The sequence below is a fragment of the Bacteroidales bacterium genome (genome assembly GCA_035647615.1).
In the GTDB taxonomy this organism is placed as follows: Bacteria; Bacteroidota; Bacteroidia; order Bacteroidales; family 4484-276; genus SABY01.
In genome coordinates, this window is the sequence record DASRND010000035.1 from 32,172 (window position 1) to 47,624 (window position 15,453).

Annotated in this window: 12 protein-coding genes; 3 read left to right on the plus strand and 9 right to left on the minus strand. The window is 46.4% G+C overall.

Annotated features, from left to right (window positions below; genetic code table 11):
- Positions 1-182: 182 nt before the first annotated feature.
- Positions 183-1,232, minus strand: coding sequence for a lysylphosphatidylglycerol synthase transmembrane domain-containing protein (locus VFC92_11725; GenBank protein HZK08855.1), 1,050 nt, complete (start codon positions 1,230-1,232; stop codon positions 183-185).
- A 422-nt stretch (positions 1,233-1,654) separates the two neighbouring features.
- Between VFC92_11725 and VFC92_11730 the strand changes: the two genes are divergently transcribed.
- Positions 1,655-2,083: an Hsp20/alpha crystallin family protein gene (locus tag VFC92_11730; GenBank protein HZK08856.1), complete on the plus strand. Its 429-nt coding sequence runs from the start codon at positions 1,655-1,657 to the stop codon at positions 2,081-2,083.
- A 220-nt stretch (positions 2,084-2,303) separates the two neighbouring features.
- Here VFC92_11730 and sufD read toward each other — a convergent pair whose 3' ends face one another.
- The 3 genes from sufD to sufB all read right to left on the minus strand — a co-directional run bounded on the left by sufD (position 2,304) and on the right by sufB (position 5,985).
- On the minus strand, positions 2,304-3,722 hold the full coding sequence (gene sufD, locus VFC92_11735; GenBank protein ID HZK08857.1) for a Fe-S cluster assembly protein SufD: 1,419 nt from the start codon (positions 3,720-3,722) through the stop codon (positions 2,304-2,306).
- Positions 3,723-3,730: 8 nt separating this feature from the next.
- Positions 3,731-4,474 (minus strand): Fe-S cluster assembly ATPase SufC, encoded by a 744-nt coding sequence (gene sufC, locus VFC92_11740; protein HZK08858.1) that lies wholly within the window; start codon positions 4,472-4,474, stop codon positions 3,731-3,733.
- A gap of 65 nt (positions 4,475-4,539) precedes the next feature.
- Positions 4,540-5,985 carry a Fe-S cluster assembly protein SufB gene (gene sufB / locus VFC92_11745; protein ID HZK08859.1) on the minus strand — a complete coding sequence of 482 codons (1,446 nt, stop codon included), beginning with the start codon at positions 5,983-5,985 and terminating at the stop codon, positions 4,540-4,542.
- A 630-nt stretch (positions 5,986-6,615) separates the two neighbouring features.
- Between sufB and thiL the strand changes: the two genes are divergently transcribed.
- Both thiL and uvrC read left to right on the plus strand, forming a co-directional pair.
- Positions 6,616-7,671, plus strand: a complete 1,056-nt coding sequence (gene thiL / locus VFC92_11750; GenBank protein HZK08860.1) for a thiamine-phosphate kinase — start codon at positions 6,616-6,618, stop codon at positions 7,669-7,671.
- A 141-nt stretch (positions 7,672-7,812) separates the two neighbouring features.
- Positions 7,813-9,621 carry an excinuclease ABC subunit UvrC gene (gene uvrC, locus VFC92_11755; protein ID HZK08861.1) on the plus strand — a complete coding sequence of 603 codons (1,809 nt, stop codon included), beginning with the start codon at positions 7,813-7,815 and terminating at the stop codon, positions 9,619-9,621.
- A 75-nt stretch (positions 9,622-9,696) separates the two neighbouring features.
- On the opposite strand, the gene VFC92_11760 is transcribed toward uvrC, so the two are convergent.
- The 5 genes from VFC92_11760 to ppk1 all read right to left on the minus strand — a co-directional run bounded on the left by VFC92_11760 (position 9,697) and on the right by ppk1 (position 15,451).
- Positions 9,697-10,377 (minus strand): energy transducer TonB, encoded by a 681-nt coding sequence (locus VFC92_11760; GenBank protein ID HZK08862.1) that lies wholly within the window; start codon positions 10,375-10,377, stop codon positions 9,697-9,699.
- Between the two features lie 122 nt (positions 10,378-10,499).
- Complete coding sequence (gcvH, locus tag VFC92_11765) at positions 10,500-10,874, minus strand: glycine cleavage system protein GcvH (protein HZK08863.1); 375 nt, start codon at positions 10,872-10,874, stop codon at positions 10,500-10,502.
- 105 nt (positions 10,875-10,979) lie between these two features.
- Complete coding sequence (locus tag VFC92_11770; GenBank protein ID HZK08864.1) at positions 10,980-11,864, minus strand: Ppx/GppA family phosphatase; 885 nt, start codon at positions 11,862-11,864, stop codon at positions 10,980-10,982.
- A 507-nt stretch (positions 11,865-12,371) separates the two neighbouring features.
- Positions 12,372-13,307: a hypothetical protein gene (locus VFC92_11775; GenBank protein ID HZK08865.1), complete on the minus strand. Its 936-nt coding sequence runs from the start codon at positions 13,305-13,307 to the stop codon at positions 12,372-12,374.
- Positions 13,308-13,393: 86 nt separating this feature from the next.
- Positions 13,394-15,451 (minus strand): polyphosphate kinase 1, encoded by a 2,058-nt coding sequence (gene ppk1, locus VFC92_11780; protein HZK08866.1) that lies wholly within the window; start codon positions 15,449-15,451, stop codon positions 13,394-13,396.
- Between the last annotated feature and the right edge of the window lie 2 nt (positions 15,452-15,453).

Below are 15,453 nucleotides of genomic sequence, written 5' to 3' on the forward strand. Positions count from 1 at the left end.
TTCAGATGAAACGCTGAAGTGCAGCTTAGGCTTGGCCTAAGCTGCATCTATTCTAGCAGACTGTGCCTGCTTTTTTATGAAATCGTTGTGGAAGGAAAACAGGCCAAGCCTGTAAGAATAGAACGGACGAGGTACAACCTCCTCCAAACATCCGTCCTGAAAACCCATTCCCTAAATAAAAATCACTTCAGATTAAACACACGTTTTACCCAATTGGGGAGGACAATGGCGCCGATGAAGATATAGGGATAATAGCTCACGACACGCCAAAGTAAAGCCAGCACTACTGTGAGGCCGATGGGAATAAAGTCGCCCAGGAAGTCGGAGAAGAGGTATTCGGCCACGCCACTGCTGCCGGGTGTAGGACTGATGAGCAGAATTACCCACATCACCAGCTGACGTGCATAGATGAGCAGATGCTGGCTCACCGGCGTAACGCTCATGATAAGGAAATTTACTACCCAGAAGCGCGCTGTCCAGGAGATGAACGTCGACAGGTAGGCTCTGAACCAGAAAAGAATGGGTTTGCCGCGCATCTCGTGTGAGGTAGTGATGATGTCGTCGCCGGCTTCACCAGCCTTGGGACGCCACTTGCGCAAAAACGGCAATTTAAAGACCCTGAGCAAAATCCATTTGAAGCCACGCGGACGGATAAACACACCGTAAGAGATGATGGCAGTAAGCGCCACAATGAAAATGTATCCCAACAAAAAGATGCCCTCCACACCCAGTTGCGTATTCATAAAAAGGTAACTCTTGGCGCTGGTGAAAAGAGTACGAGCCCCAACCAAAAGAAAGATCACCGGAACCATGGTGATATAAAACAGTTCGTCGAGCAGCGCAGTGATCATTACTATGGCCGTAGAGCGCCCCGGGCTGATGCCTTCCTTGCTGACGATAAACAGCGCCGCCGCCGATCCTCCCACCACGCTCGGCGTTACCGAAGAGGCAAACTCCCAAAGCATAATTACATCAAATGCACGCCGCCACGACAGTTGCTTGTCGGTGAGCAGCCTTATGCGATACATGTAGGCAACGTCGCGCGTTACCATCATCAGTATGGCTATAAATATCCACAGCGATGAATAGTAGGTCCAGCGGATTTTGTAGAATGGCTCCGGGTCGAAGTCGCGAAACACCAGAAAAGCCACCACACCCAGCCCTAATAGTACCGGAATGATAACCCGGCGGAATTTGAAAATGCGCAGAATCTTATGCTCCTGATGCGTCATGGTGTTGATGATTGCCTTTTGGTAACAGCTTTATTTAGAGTTTGCAAAAGTCTTAAAAATATCTGTGTTTCAACTGCCGAAAGCTCAAATTTTATAAAATATCCAACCAGCAATATTCTGGTTTTTAAAACACAGACAATTTTAACGCTGACTTGCCGGAAGCATTGTCATAATCCTTGATCATATTATTACCAATAAAAAAAGATTTGCAATGATGGTTTTCACCAGAAAAGAAAGCAAATGGTAACGATCCGAACCATCCCACCAAGCCATTATGTCGCGCTGAAAAAAGCTCACACTGCCACATTGACGGCTAAAACAATGTCAAAACCAGTGAATTTTGATTGGTACAGATATTGAAAAAACCACTTCAGAAATCAATAAAACAATTATAATAACAACAATTAGAAAGGAGTAACCCTATGACAATGATGAGATTTAATCCACATTCAGAACTTGCCGATTTGTTTGACGACTTGTTTGGCAATCAGAAAAGAGAAAAAATGGAGCGCCGTCAGTACGACTGCTCACCGTCGACTAACATCCTGGAGACCAACGATGATTTTAAACTTCAGGTGGCCATTCCAGGCGTGAAAAAAGAGGATGTAAAAATTGATCTTGAAAAGAACATCCTGAACATCTCTTCCGAAAAGAAAGCTGAAGAAACCACCAAAGAAAACGAGAAATACACCCGCCAGGAGTTTGCTTTTGGCACTTTCTGCCGCTCGTTTACGCTGCCCGAAACCATCGACACCGACAAGATAAAAGCCGAAGTGAAAGATGGAATCCTCACAGTAACACTTCCCAAGAAAGAGGAAACACGCATCAGCAAACAAATCAACATCAAATAATTCCGATCTCATCGGATAGAAAAACGGCCACCTCGCAAGAGATGGCCGTTTTTTTGTTTTATTAAAAAGATGAAATGAATAAATCCCAAAAACCAAAAGCCAAGCTCCAAATAAATTCCAAAATCCAAAAAATCAATACTCAAAGCCTCTACGAAAATTTGAAATTTCTTTGTTGATATTTATTTATGATTTGACAGTTGTATTTTGGAGCTTTGCCCCCTTACACCTTGCTCATATCGATATCAAATTTTATCTCTTTCTCCGACGATGAGCAATGCAAAACGCATTGTTCGCAGATGGAAAGCTCGCCGCGCAGACGTTTTTTTATCATGTCGTCGATGCGTATCTTCAGCGGCTCTATGCGTATGGTGTTTATCACCTCGGCGGCAAAAGCATACATCAGCAGCATGCGGGCGTTATCTTCACCAATGCCACGCGACTTGAGATAAAACATGGCTTGCTCATCAAGCTGGCCGATGGTGGCGCCATGGCTACATTTCACGTCGTCGGCATAAATCTCCAAAAAAGGTTTGGTGTTCACCACAGCTTTGTCGGTAAGCATGATGTTCTTGTTGTTCTGGTAGGCATTTGTTTTCTGCGCATCGCGACGCACCAAGATATGACCATTAAAAACAGCGTGAGCCATGTCGTCGACAATACCTTTGAAAAGTTCATTGCTATAGCAGTTTGGAAACGCATGATCGATAAAAACGTGGTTATCCACATGCTGCTCTTTATCTACCAAATACACGCCCAGCACGTTGGCCTCACAACCGGTGCCGCTCAGCGTCACGTGGTTTTCGTTGCGAATCAGTCCACCGTTGAGGGTAATGGCATTGGTCGAAAGACGGGCATCGCGTTGCAAATCGAAAAACATGGTGTTGATGAGCGTGGAGACGTCGTTTTTGTTTTGCAATTTATAGTGATCGAGCGAGGCATTGGCACCAATAAATACTTCCGTCACCGTATTGATGAGACTTCGCTGTTGATCTACCGAGTCGTCGCACTGAACCAACTGAAGGCTGCTGTTTTTGCCCAGAATTACCAGGTTATGATTCATCACAAATATATTTTCGTTGTGATGAATAATGTTGACCACCTGCAACGGCATCTCTACCTGCACATTGTCGGGAACATAGATAAACACACCGTCGCTGGCAAAAGCGTTGTTGAGCGCCACAAAACCATTTTTCTTATCAAAAGCAATTTTACCATAGTGCTCCCCTACGAGTTCAGGATATTTCTGAAAAGCATCGGCCAGACTACCTATGACAACGCCATCGCTACGCTGGTGCAATGAGGAGCCGTTGCCGGAGATATACCAGCCGTTGAGCTGCGAAATCATCTCCGTTTTCAGATGCGGGATGTTACATTCGAAAATGTGATCCAAATCCACCTTTTCATTTAAGGCAGGCTCGAGGTAGTAATTATAATCATGCTCGAGCACCTTGCTAACGTCAGTGTTGCGCCAGTTTTCGATACGTGCATTCGGAAAACCGATCTCATCGAAAACCCCGAACGCCTCCTGACGCCGCCGTGTAATTGCGGGTGTATCGTGGCGGGTAATCAGCTGCTGATGCTGCTCAAAAAGCTGCGTCATCTGTTGACGCAATGTCATTTTATCTGTGTTAATTTCCATTGGATTCTTTAGTCTTTCAACCAGTCGTAGCCTTTGGCCTCGAGTTCCAGAGCCAGTTCTTTACCACCGGATTTTACAATTTTACCATCAAAAAGTACATGCACAAAGTCGGGCACGATATAGTCGAGCAGGCGCTGGTAGTGCGTAATAACAACCGTTGCATTCTCGTCGGTTTTCAGCGCGTTCACGCCGTTGGCCACAACTTTTAGGGCGTCGATATCGAGCCCCGAATCGGTTTCGTCGAGTATGGCAAGCTGGGGGCGCAGCATGGCCATCTGAAAAATTTCATTTTTTTTCTTCTCACCACCCGAAAACCCTTCGTTTACCGAGCGAGTGGTAAGCTTGGTCTGAATGCCCACCAACTTCTTGGCGCTGTCCATCAGCTTGAGAAATTCGCCGGCAGAAATCTGCTCCAGGCCTTTGTATTGTCGTATCTCATTGATAGCTGTCCGCATAAAGTTGGTGATGCTCACTCCCGGAATTTCCACCGGATATTGAAACCCAAGAAAGATGCCTTCGCGCGCGCGCTCTTCGATATTCAGTTCGTTGATGTTTCTGCCTTTGTAGTATATCTCTCCTTCGGTGACGTCGTAAATTCCTTCGCGGCCTGCAATCACCGCAGCAAGAGTTGATTTGCCGGATCCGTTGGGTCCCATGATGGCGTGCACCTCACCAGCTTTAACTTCCAAATCGAGACCTTTGATGATTTCGCGTCCGGCAATGGATATATGCAAATTTTTGATTGATAACATCGTATGTTTTTCTTTTTTAAATTTCTAAATAATAAAATCTTTTGTCTTTGGCGAAAGCCCCTCTCCTACCCTACACTGCCTTCCAGGCTAATGGCCAGAAGTTTTTGAGCTTCCACGGCAAATTCCATGGGCAGCTTTCGCAGCACCTCTTTGGCGTAGCCATTCACGATAAGTCCGATTGCGCCCTCCTCGCTTACACCGCGCTGTTTGCAATAAAAAAGCTGGTCTTCCGAAATTTTGGAAGTGGTAGCTTCGTGCTCCACAATAGAGGATTTGTTTTCGTTATGAATGTACGGAAAAGTATGTGCACCGCATTTGTCGCCCAGCAGCAGTGAGTCGCATTGCGAAAAATTACGGGCATTGTCGGCACGACGGCTCATACGAACCAATCCGCGGTAGCTGTTGTTGCTGTGGCCGGCCGAGATGCCTTTGGAAATAATGGTGCTGCGGGTATTCTTACCCAGGTGTATCATCTTGCTGCCGGTGTCGGCCTGCTGGTAATTGTTGGTAACGGCCACCGAATAAAACTCGCCCACCGAATTGTCGCCCAAGAGGATGCAACTGGGATATTTCCATGTAATGGCCGAACCGGTTTCTACCTGCGTCCATGATATCTTGCTGTTGGCGCCACGGCAGATGCCCCGCTTAGTAACGAAATTATAAATGCCGCCTTCGCCTTTGGAGTTGCCGGGATACCAGTTTTGCACTGTCGAGTATTTCACCTCAGCATCTTTGAGCGCCACAATCTCTACAATGGCCGCATGCAACTGATTTTCGTCGCGCATCGGTGCAGTACATCCTTCCAGATAGCTAACGTAGCTGCCTTCGTCGCCGATGATGAGCGTGCGCTCAAACTGGCCGGTGTTGGCTGCATTAATACGGAAATAAGTAGAAAGCTCCACCGGACAGCGCACATCTTTGGGGATGTAACAAAAAGAGCCATCTGAGAAAACCGCCGAGTTGAGAGCGGCAAAATAATTATCAGTGTACGGCACCACGCTGGCCATGTATTGGCGCACCAGCTCCGGATGGTTTTGTACTGCGTCGCTGAAACTGCAAAAGATAATACCCAGCTTTGAAAGTGTTTTTGTAAAAGTGGTCTTCACCGAAACACTGTCAATCACAGCATCCACAGCTACGCCGGAGAGTCGCTTTTGCTCTTCAAGCGAAATACCAAGCTTGTTGAAAGTATCGATCAGCTCAGGATCTACTTCGTCCAGGCTGGCAAGTTCATTCTTTTTGGGAGCAGCGTAGTAAATAATGTCCTGGTAGTCGATGGGCGGATGATGGATGTGCGCCCAGTCCGGCTCCTCCAGTGTAAGCCAGTGACGAAAAGCCTTCAGCCTGAATTCAAGCAACCATTCCGGCTCAAGCTTTTTGGCAGAGATAAAACGAACGGTATTTTCGTTGAGCCCGGGAGGGGCCATCTCCATTTCGATGTCGGTGTAAAAACCGTATTTGTATTCACTTTTCGTGAAATCGTCGATCAGTTTATTTTCGTCATTCGCCATAGTGGGAAGATCAAAATTTATTGTGAAACCCTTGTTAAATCAACGGTACAAAAGTATAGATTTTTAAGCACTCAAATACCTATTTAGCCGGGTTGTAATAATTTGCAATACTACAATTTTGGCTGTTGATGCGCATTTTAGCCACTACCAAACAGCATGTGTAACTAAGTGTGTTAAACATTGGTATTTCAAAATGGTTCAGGCAAAAAAACAGTGGTGAGCGATGAGAGGTGAGAAAGAAACAGGCAATAGTTAGCAAATAGTCAGTCTTCAGTCGGCAGTCAGCAGTCAGCAGTCGGCAGTCTTCAGTCAGCAGTCGGCAGTCAGCAGTCAGCAGTCAGCAGTCACCAGTCAGCAGTCAGCAGTCGGCAGTCACCAGTCAGCAGTCAGCAGTCGGCAGTCAACTATCTAAGATGCCGCACATAGATTCTGCTTTGATCCTAATTTGCATCTATTTTTTTGCAAGCTTAGCCTGCTTATTCAACCTCGTCCTAACCCCGACTGCCTTGCAGCTTGCTCTTTGCGCCACGCCCCACGCCCCACGCGCCATGCGCCCTGCTATCTTCATCTTCTTCCCGCCTTCCAATGTTAAATCGTAATTTTGCCAATTCATAAAAATAAGAGCATACCATGTTTAGAGATAAAAACGAGAAGAAAACGGATATCGCCAGTCTGGGCGAGTTTGGATTGATAGACCACCTCACGGAAGGAATTGTGCACCGGCAACCTACTACCATCAAAGGAGTAGGCGACGATGCTGCCGTGATTGATGCCGGCGAGAAATACCTGCTGGTGACCAAAGACTTGTTGCTGGAGGGAATTCATTTTGATCTGACCTATTATCCGCTAAGTCATTTGGGCTACAAAGCCATCAGCGTGAACCTTTCGGATATCTGTGCGATGAACGGCACGCCACATCAAGTGGTGGTAGGCATTGGCTTGTCGAGCCGCTTTCCGCTCGAAGCCGTCGAAGAACTTTACAAGGGCATGTATGCTGCCTGCGAAAAATATGGTGTGGACATGGTTGGCGGCGACACTACCAGCAGCGTGCAGGGGCTTGTACTTTCGGTGACGGCGCTTGGGATGGTAGATAAGGATAAAGTAGTTTATCGCGGCGGCGCCAGTGAAAACGATCTGCTTTGCGTTTCAGGCGACCTGGGTGGAGCCTATGCCGGACTGCTGGTACTCGAGCGCGAAAAAGCCGTCTTCAAAGCCAATCCCGAAATGCAACCCGACCTCGAAGGCCACGACTATATCCTCGAACGGCAACTAAAACCCGAGGCGCGGCTCGACATCGTTCGCATGCTGGCCGACATCGGCATAAAACCCACCTCGATGATTGATATTTCTGACGGATTGGCTTCGGAAACAAAACATCTCTGCAAACATTCCGACACCGGCTGCGCAGTGTATGAAGAGAAAATCCCGATAGATCAATCCACTTACGATACCGCCCGCAGCTTTAAGATGGATCCGACAACCTATACCATGAATGGCGGCGAAGACTACGAGCTACTTTTCACCATCAGTCCCGACGCTTACGAAAAAGTAAAAAACCTGGCAGAGATAACCGTAATCGGCCACATGACTGAAAAAGGCGAAGGCATCCGGCTCATCACCCGCTCCGGCCCCGTAGTGCCCATCGAAGCGCAGGGATGGGATCATTTGAAAAAGGAATCGAAATAGTGTCGGTGCTTTTCTGATTAAAAAATCAAAACACAAAAAATAAATTCCAATTTTGGATCCTTCCATCTAACAAAAAGAAAGCAAGACATAACTAAAAAAATACGTTGATTAAACAAGAATAAAACTTCATCTGCCGTGAGTATCATTAATCCCCACATAGAAAAGCTGGACCCCATCATCCGGACACTTCCGGATAAACCGGGCGTGTATCAGTATTTCGATGACAAGGGAAAGATCATCTACATCGGCAAAGCCAAGTCGTTGCGCAAGCGTGTTTCATCCTATTTTAATAAAGACAGCGGAAAAAGCGGCAAAACTTCGGTGATGGTACGCAAGATTTTCGAAATCCGCCACATCGTCGTCGACACTGAACTGGATGCGCTATTGCTCGAAAATAATTTGATAAAAAAATACCAGCCACGCTACAACGTCAACCTCAAAGACGACAAGTCGTTCCCGTGGATTTGCATCAAAAACGAACGCTTCCCGCGCGTATTTTCAACGCGCAATATAATACAGGATGGCTCAGAATATTATGGCCCTTACGCCAGCGTAAAAATCATGAACACGCTGCTGGGACTTATCCGCCAGCTCTACCCATTACGTACCTGCAAGCACAATCTCTCCGAAAAAAATATTGCTGCCGGCAAATTTAAAATCTGTCTGGAATATCATCTGGGCAACTGCCTGGGGCCCTGCGAGGGTTTACAAACCGACGAGGATTACCAAAAAAACCTTAACTGCATCCGCGAACTCATCAAGGGAAACATCAGCTCGGTACTAACGCAGCTTCGCCGCCTCATGCTCGAATACGCCGAAGCCATGGAGTTTGAAAAGGCGCAAGCCATAAAAGAAAAGATAGAGCTGCTCGAGAAATATCAAAGCAAGTCGCTGGTAGTAAATCCTAAAATTCACGATGTGGATGTATTTTCTATCATCACCGACAACGACACCGGTGTTGTAAACTACCTGAAGATAATCGATGGCGCCATCGTGCAGGCACACACCGTGGAGATGAAAAAGAAACTCGACGAAGATGCACAGGAGCTGCTCTCGCTGGCGGTAGCCGATTTCAGGCAACGCTTTAAAAGCTCATCCACCGAGGTGTTGCTACCTTTTGCCCTCGGCCTGGAGCTACCCGGCATCACGCTTACCATTCCTAAAATTGGCGACAAAAGGCATCTGGTGGAGCTTTCGGAACGCAATGCCAAATACTATATGCTCGAAAAACGCAAACAAAGTGAGCTGGTAGACCCGGAACGGCACAGCAAACGCATTCTGGCCACCATGAAGAAAGACCTGCGCATGCGTGAACTACCCTCACACATCGAGTGCTTCGACAACTCTAACATACAGGGCGATTACGGAGTGGCTGCTATGGTGTGTTTTAAAAATGCCAAACCCAGCAAGAAAGATTACCGCCATTACATCATCAAAACGGTGGAAGGCCCCAACGATTTTGCCTCAATGGAGGAGGTAATCCATCGACGCTACCGCCGCTTGCTCGACGAGGAACAAAGTCTGCCGCAGCTCATCGTGGTAGATGGTGGCAAAGGGCAGCTCTCGGCAGCCGTGAAGAGTCTGGAGGAACTTGGGTTACGTGGCGTCATCACCATTATCGGCATTGCCGAACGCCTCGAAGAGTTATATTATCCCGACGATCCTGTGCCACTGCATCTCGACAAGAAATCTGAAACGCTGCGCGTAATACAGCACCTACGCGACGAAGCCCATCGATTTGGCATAACGCACTATCGAAAACGCCATGAGAAAGGTGTGATAAAAACTGAGCTTGTGCAGATAAAAGGGATTGGCGAAAGCTACGCCCGCAAACTGCTGACACATTTTAAATCAGTAAAAAAAATAAAAGAAGCACCGCTTGAGGAAGTGCAGCAGGTAATTGGCAAAGCAAAAGGCGCAGTGGTGTACAACCATTTTGCAAAACAATAAAACTGCCTTTACACCAATAAAAAAACCCGGAAATGCTAAGCATCGCCGGGTTTTCTTGTTTATTTTATTAAAGTTTTATCCCTGTAAAGTAAACTTAATGGGCATGGTAAACTGGACACGTACAGGTTTTCCGCGCTGCATGCCGGCATTCCATTTGGGCATGTTCTTGATTACGCGAATGGCTTCTTCGTCGCAGCCGCCACCGATGCCACGCATGATGCGCACATCAGAAACAGAGCCGTTGGGTTCGACAACAAAGGTAGCATACACAATACCCTGAATACCTGATTCACGGGCCATTTGCGGGTAGGTAATATTATCCTGCAGGAATTTCATCCTAGCAGCATCGCCACCCGGAAACGAGGGCATGGTTTCGACCACCTGGAAAATCTCCATCTCAACTATTTCTTCTTCCTCCTGAACCATAGGGACAAAGTCCTGCATAATGGTTTCCTGATCGGCTTCCACGTCAATTTCGATATCGTCTTCTACTTCCACATCGTCCTCTACAATTCGGATAACCGTAACCTGTGTTGGTGGTGGAGGTGGCGGTGGCTTTAACTCCTGCTGCGTGATGGGAACGATCTCCTCGGGGGTATCATCCACCTGCAAAGTCAAGTTGAGTGAGGTGGTGCGCTCATAAGTCCTGTAGCTGAAAGCCACTAGCACAAGGGCAAGGGCTATGATAAAACCTATCTCAAGAAAAACAGATTTTTTACGCTCCAGATCGGCTTTTTTTGATTTTTTAATTTCCATGTGTTTTGCTCCCTTTTGGTGTGATTAATTGTAGAAAACCTTGTTGTACAAACGAATCTATTTTTCAATTTATTGCAACAACTATTCCAATAAACAACTATCCCATCTTGTATCCCGAAGGATTAGATAAGGCTTTTGTATGCCTCGGCGTCGAGCAAATCTTTAAGCTCGGCTTTGTCGGCAATTTTAACTTTTATTATCCAGCCATCTCCATAAGGATCGCTGTTGACAGTTTCGGGGGTTTGTTCCAAAGCGCTGTTGAATTCCAAAATCTCCCCACCTACCGGCATAAAAAGATCGGATACGGTTTTTACGGCTTCTATCGAGCCAAAAGTTTCTTCCCGGTCAAGGGTCTCGCCTTCGGTTTCAATTTCAACAAAGACGATGTCGCCAAGTTCGTTTTGAGCGTAGTCGGTAATACCAATGATGGCAATGTCGCCATCTACTTTAATCCACTCGTGTTCTTTAGTGTACTTTAAGTTATCAGGAATATTCATTTTTTAATGATTTAGAATGATTTTGATTATGGCCGCAAATGTAGAACATTTTTGAGATTACCTTTTAAGGAAATCCTACAAATTTTATCAAAATGATAATTATAACTAATCCTGACGGCTGTGTTTCAGATACAAATTGTGGATGAGTCCGTCGGCCAGTCCTATTTTGGGCGCCAATATCTCACTGGCTTTGATGGTGTTCATGATGAAAAGGAAAACGCGTGCAGCAGGCACAATAACGTCGGCACGGTCGGGGCGCAGACCCAGATGGTTGATACGTTCTTTTAGTGTAAAACTTCGCAAGTGGTTGTATGCCTGTTCCAAGTTTCCCTTCCTGAGGGTGTTGAGGCTGTGGTTTCCGTAGAGCTTCGTCAGCTTGTTGATGTTGCCCCCCGAACCAATTACACCGATATTCCCAAAATCGCTGCTGAAAGTTTGGAGCCATTCCTTCATCAGCTCCCATTCGCGTTCGTCCACTTTTTTGCTGAGCATGCGCAATGTCCCAATTTTAAAACTATTGGCATCGATAAGATTGCCATTGTCGAGCATCGAAATCTCGCAGCTACCACCGCCCAGGTCGATGTACATGGTTTTGGTAAGATTCGGCGGCAGACTAAAACCGCCGGTGGCACGGATAATTTCGGCTTCCTCCAAACCCGTAATGACATTGATTTTAATTCCGGTTTCTTTTTTAATTTGTTTGATGATCTGCTGGCCGTTGTCGGCTTCGCGCATGGCGGCAGTGGCACAAGCCACGTAATCCACCGGCTTGTAAACGTCGATGAGCAGCCGGAAAGCTTTCAGGGTTTTGATGAGATTGCCGGCGCGCTTTGCAGAAATGGTATGATTGCGGTAAACGTCTTTCCCAAGCCTGATGGGAATACGGATCAGGGTAGCCTTCTCCACCAGCACCCGCTGCTCTTTTTCGTGCGCATTGGCAAACATCAGCCGCACAGCGTTACTACCTATGTCGATGGCACCAAAAATCATTGTCGGGAGGTTTAGTTTTCAATAGCTGTGGCAAAGTAAAGGTTTTTAGCCTGGTTTATTCACAAACAATTATAGAACACGGATAACACGGATGTTACAGATTTTCACAGATAAAGACAAAAATCCGTGCAAATCCGTTGTATCTGCGTCATCAGTGTTCTATTGAAGCAAGTAATGAATTATTCAGGTTAGAAAATAAGGAAGGATTAAAAGCGATGATTTAAAAATCACTTCATGGTTGTTGGCCACTGGATTCTAAAAATTCTAAAAACATTTCCTGCATCAGTCACACCGTGAATGCTGTCTGAGCCTGAAACAGTATTTTGAATATCGGTGCACCGGCCTGGTATGATTCACGGTGTGACTTTTCGGGTTGATCGCTAATAAGTTGCCAATGGAGTTGAAGGAGAAACCAATATTCCACAACAACTTGATTTTACGATAAAGCGCCAATAACTGTCGTAAAATTAAGGCGATCAGGCCTGATGCTCCAAATATTAATGCTCCCTATTTGAAGCAATCAATTTCGGAATTAATAAGAGAATTTGTAAAACCCCCTTTCGCCAAACCGGTGTTTTCATCATCGTCATGATACCACTTATAACCCAGGTATTTACTCCAGGTGTTCGGCGCAAAGTTACCCAAGACAATCCCCAACGATTGACCATAAACTTGTCGGGGTTGTCCGCCTGCAGTTATTTTGTAGTAATATTTGTCCTTGCTAAACACCCACTCCATGGCTGCAAAATATCCTTCTTTTGGTGCCATAATATTGTATTCGGATACATCCACCATAAACCAACCCGCGCCTTTGGCTTTCACCACAAGTTCCTCGGACAGCAAATCCTCACCTGGCCCGCCGGTCAGGCTATCGACAGCAAATATGCGCACACGAAAGGGAGTTCGGGGATAAGATTTTGTAAATCTGTCTCGCCTATTAATAGCAAAGCTTACAGATTTAATAGTCCCTTCACAACCATCGCTGTTATCCATAAATACGGCAGTTATCATTCCCGCTACCGTTACAGTTGAGGAGGTAAGGTAATCTTCCTGAAAATTCCCGAGTTGAGCCTTTCCCTTACTATTTGCCCGAATGGTAAACTCCGGCAACGTGTAGCTCTTCTTTTCTAATTCAACTTTAAACGGCTGCTTTTCGAGAAGTTCTTTTACCGCAACCTGGCGGCTGTGATAAGCAAGCGCCGAAAATGTAACCGTTTCATCCATCATGCTTTTGCTTATCGCAAATTGCAGACTACCCTCCGCATTGGCGGCAGCACCCAGATGCTTGCTAATGATTTCTGCGGCGGCATACGATACAGGTTCTCTTGTTTCGGCATCAATAACTTGTCCTGTGAGCATCGTCGTTTCCTGCGCGCCTGCTTGCGGTGCATATTGGAAAAGCAGGATTAAAAGCAGAATCAAATTTCGTTTTGTGTTTTTCACAATTTTGATTTTTAAATAACGAGAATCATATCAAACGAAGGATTTTCTGCAACAGCAATTGAATTTATTATTCTCCCACCCCCTGACTAAGTAACCTTTTTACGAAAATAATTATAAATCTCTATTTGTGAACGCACAGGTTTTCCGCTGCCGGTGGTTCGGTATTGATTGATGGCGTCCCGGTTGAGCAGGCGCGCCTTGGTGCTATCAGCCATTTGTATCTGCAGCATCGTCCACAGCTCGTCTTTTATATCCGCATCATAAATAGGAACGGTGACTTCGATGCGATAGTCGAAGTTGCGCTGCATCCAGTCGGCAGAAGAGATGTAGAACTCTTTTTTGCCGTCATTGGCAAACACATAAATCCGGGAGTGTTCCAGGTATTTATCCACAATTGAAAATGCTTCGATGTTGTCGCTGACGCCGGGGATACCGGGAATAAGAATGCTGATGCCACGTGCGATGATGATAATTTTAACACCGGCCTGACTGGCTTCGTAAAGTTTTCGCGTAATCTTACGGTCCACCAGGCTGTTGAGCTTTATCACTGCCCAGGCTTCTTTGCCGGCTTTCGCATTTCGTATCTCACGATTTATTTTGGTAATAAAAAAATCACGATTGTTGAATGGTGATACCACCAGCGCTTTAAATTTCGGTATTGCGTAACGCGCCTCGAAAAGTTGAAAAACTTTATAAACGTCGGAGGCAATGTCCTGGTTGGCGGTGAGCAGGCTTTCGTCGGCATACACGCGTGCGGTGGACTCGTTGAAGTTGCCGGTGCTTATGTTGGCATAATAGACGTTTTTCTGATCTTCTTTACGCCGTATCAGCACCAGCTTGCTGTGCACCTTGAGGCCGGGGATGGTGGGCAATATCTTTACGCCTGTTTTTTGCAACTGCTCTGACCAATAGATGTTAGCTTCCTCGTCGAAGCGTGCCTGCAGCTCCAGAAAAACCGTGACAGCCTTGCCGTTGCGGGCGGCATTCATCAGGGCGTTCATCACATTGCTTTGGCTGGCGGCACGGTAAAAAGTCATCTTTATTGAGCGCACATCCGGATCGATGGAGGCTTCGCGCAAAAGATCAACAACATATTGGAAGGACTGATAGGGATAATGCAGCATCACATCTTTTCGGCGGATAACCTCGAAGATGCTGGTTTTGGGCGGCAGGTCAGGATGTGGCAGTGGCGGCATCGGTGGGTAGTAAAGATGCGGGAAGTTCAGGTGTGGGAAATTCATGAAATCTTTAAAGTTATGATAACGCCCGCCGCCACGTTGCTTGTCGTCGTCGGAGAGCTGCAACTTTTGCCTGATTTTGTGCAGAAACTCCGGCGGGATGGTTGCATCAAAAACAAACCGAACCGGCGACCCCCATTCTCGCTGCTTTAAGCTTTCCGACATGATCTCCAAAAAACTCTTGTGCACATCGTTGTCGATGTCAAGCTCGGCGTCGCGGGTAATTTTTATGGTGTAAGCATTAAAAGTATCGTAGCCAAAAATGGAGAAGATATGATGGAGATCGTGGCGAATTACATCGTCGAGCAACATGATGTAAATTTTGCCTTCTTCCCCGGGAAGCATCAAAAACCGCGAAAGCGGCGGAGCAGGTACTTCTACGATTGCATATTCGTGCTTGCTGCTGTCGGTGGACGAGAGCAATTCGACAGCCAGATAAATCGACTTATCGCGCAGGCTGGTAGGGTCGGCAAGGTTGTCGAGGATGATTGGGAAAAGCAGCGCCCGCACATGGTTGTCGAAATATGCAGAGACAAATGCATCCTGGCTTTCACTGAGTTGCTGTTCGTTAATGATGAAAATATTTTCACCGTCCAACGCTTCTACAATCTCCTGATAGGTTTCGTTAAAGAGTTTCTCCTGCACGGTTACCACTTCGCGAACTTGTGCCAATATTTCGACAGGTGATTCTTTGATGTTAAAATCGAGCGCCTCGATATTTTTCATCCGGTTGAGCGTTGCCACCCTGACGCGAAAAAACTCATCACGATTGTTAGAGAAAATACCCAGAAATTTTAGCCGCTCAAGTAATGGAGTTGCAGGGTCTCTGGCTTCCTGCAGCACACGCTCGTTAAATTCGAGCCAGCTCAACTCGCGGTTGATGATGTGATTCTTCAGCTTTGGCATAG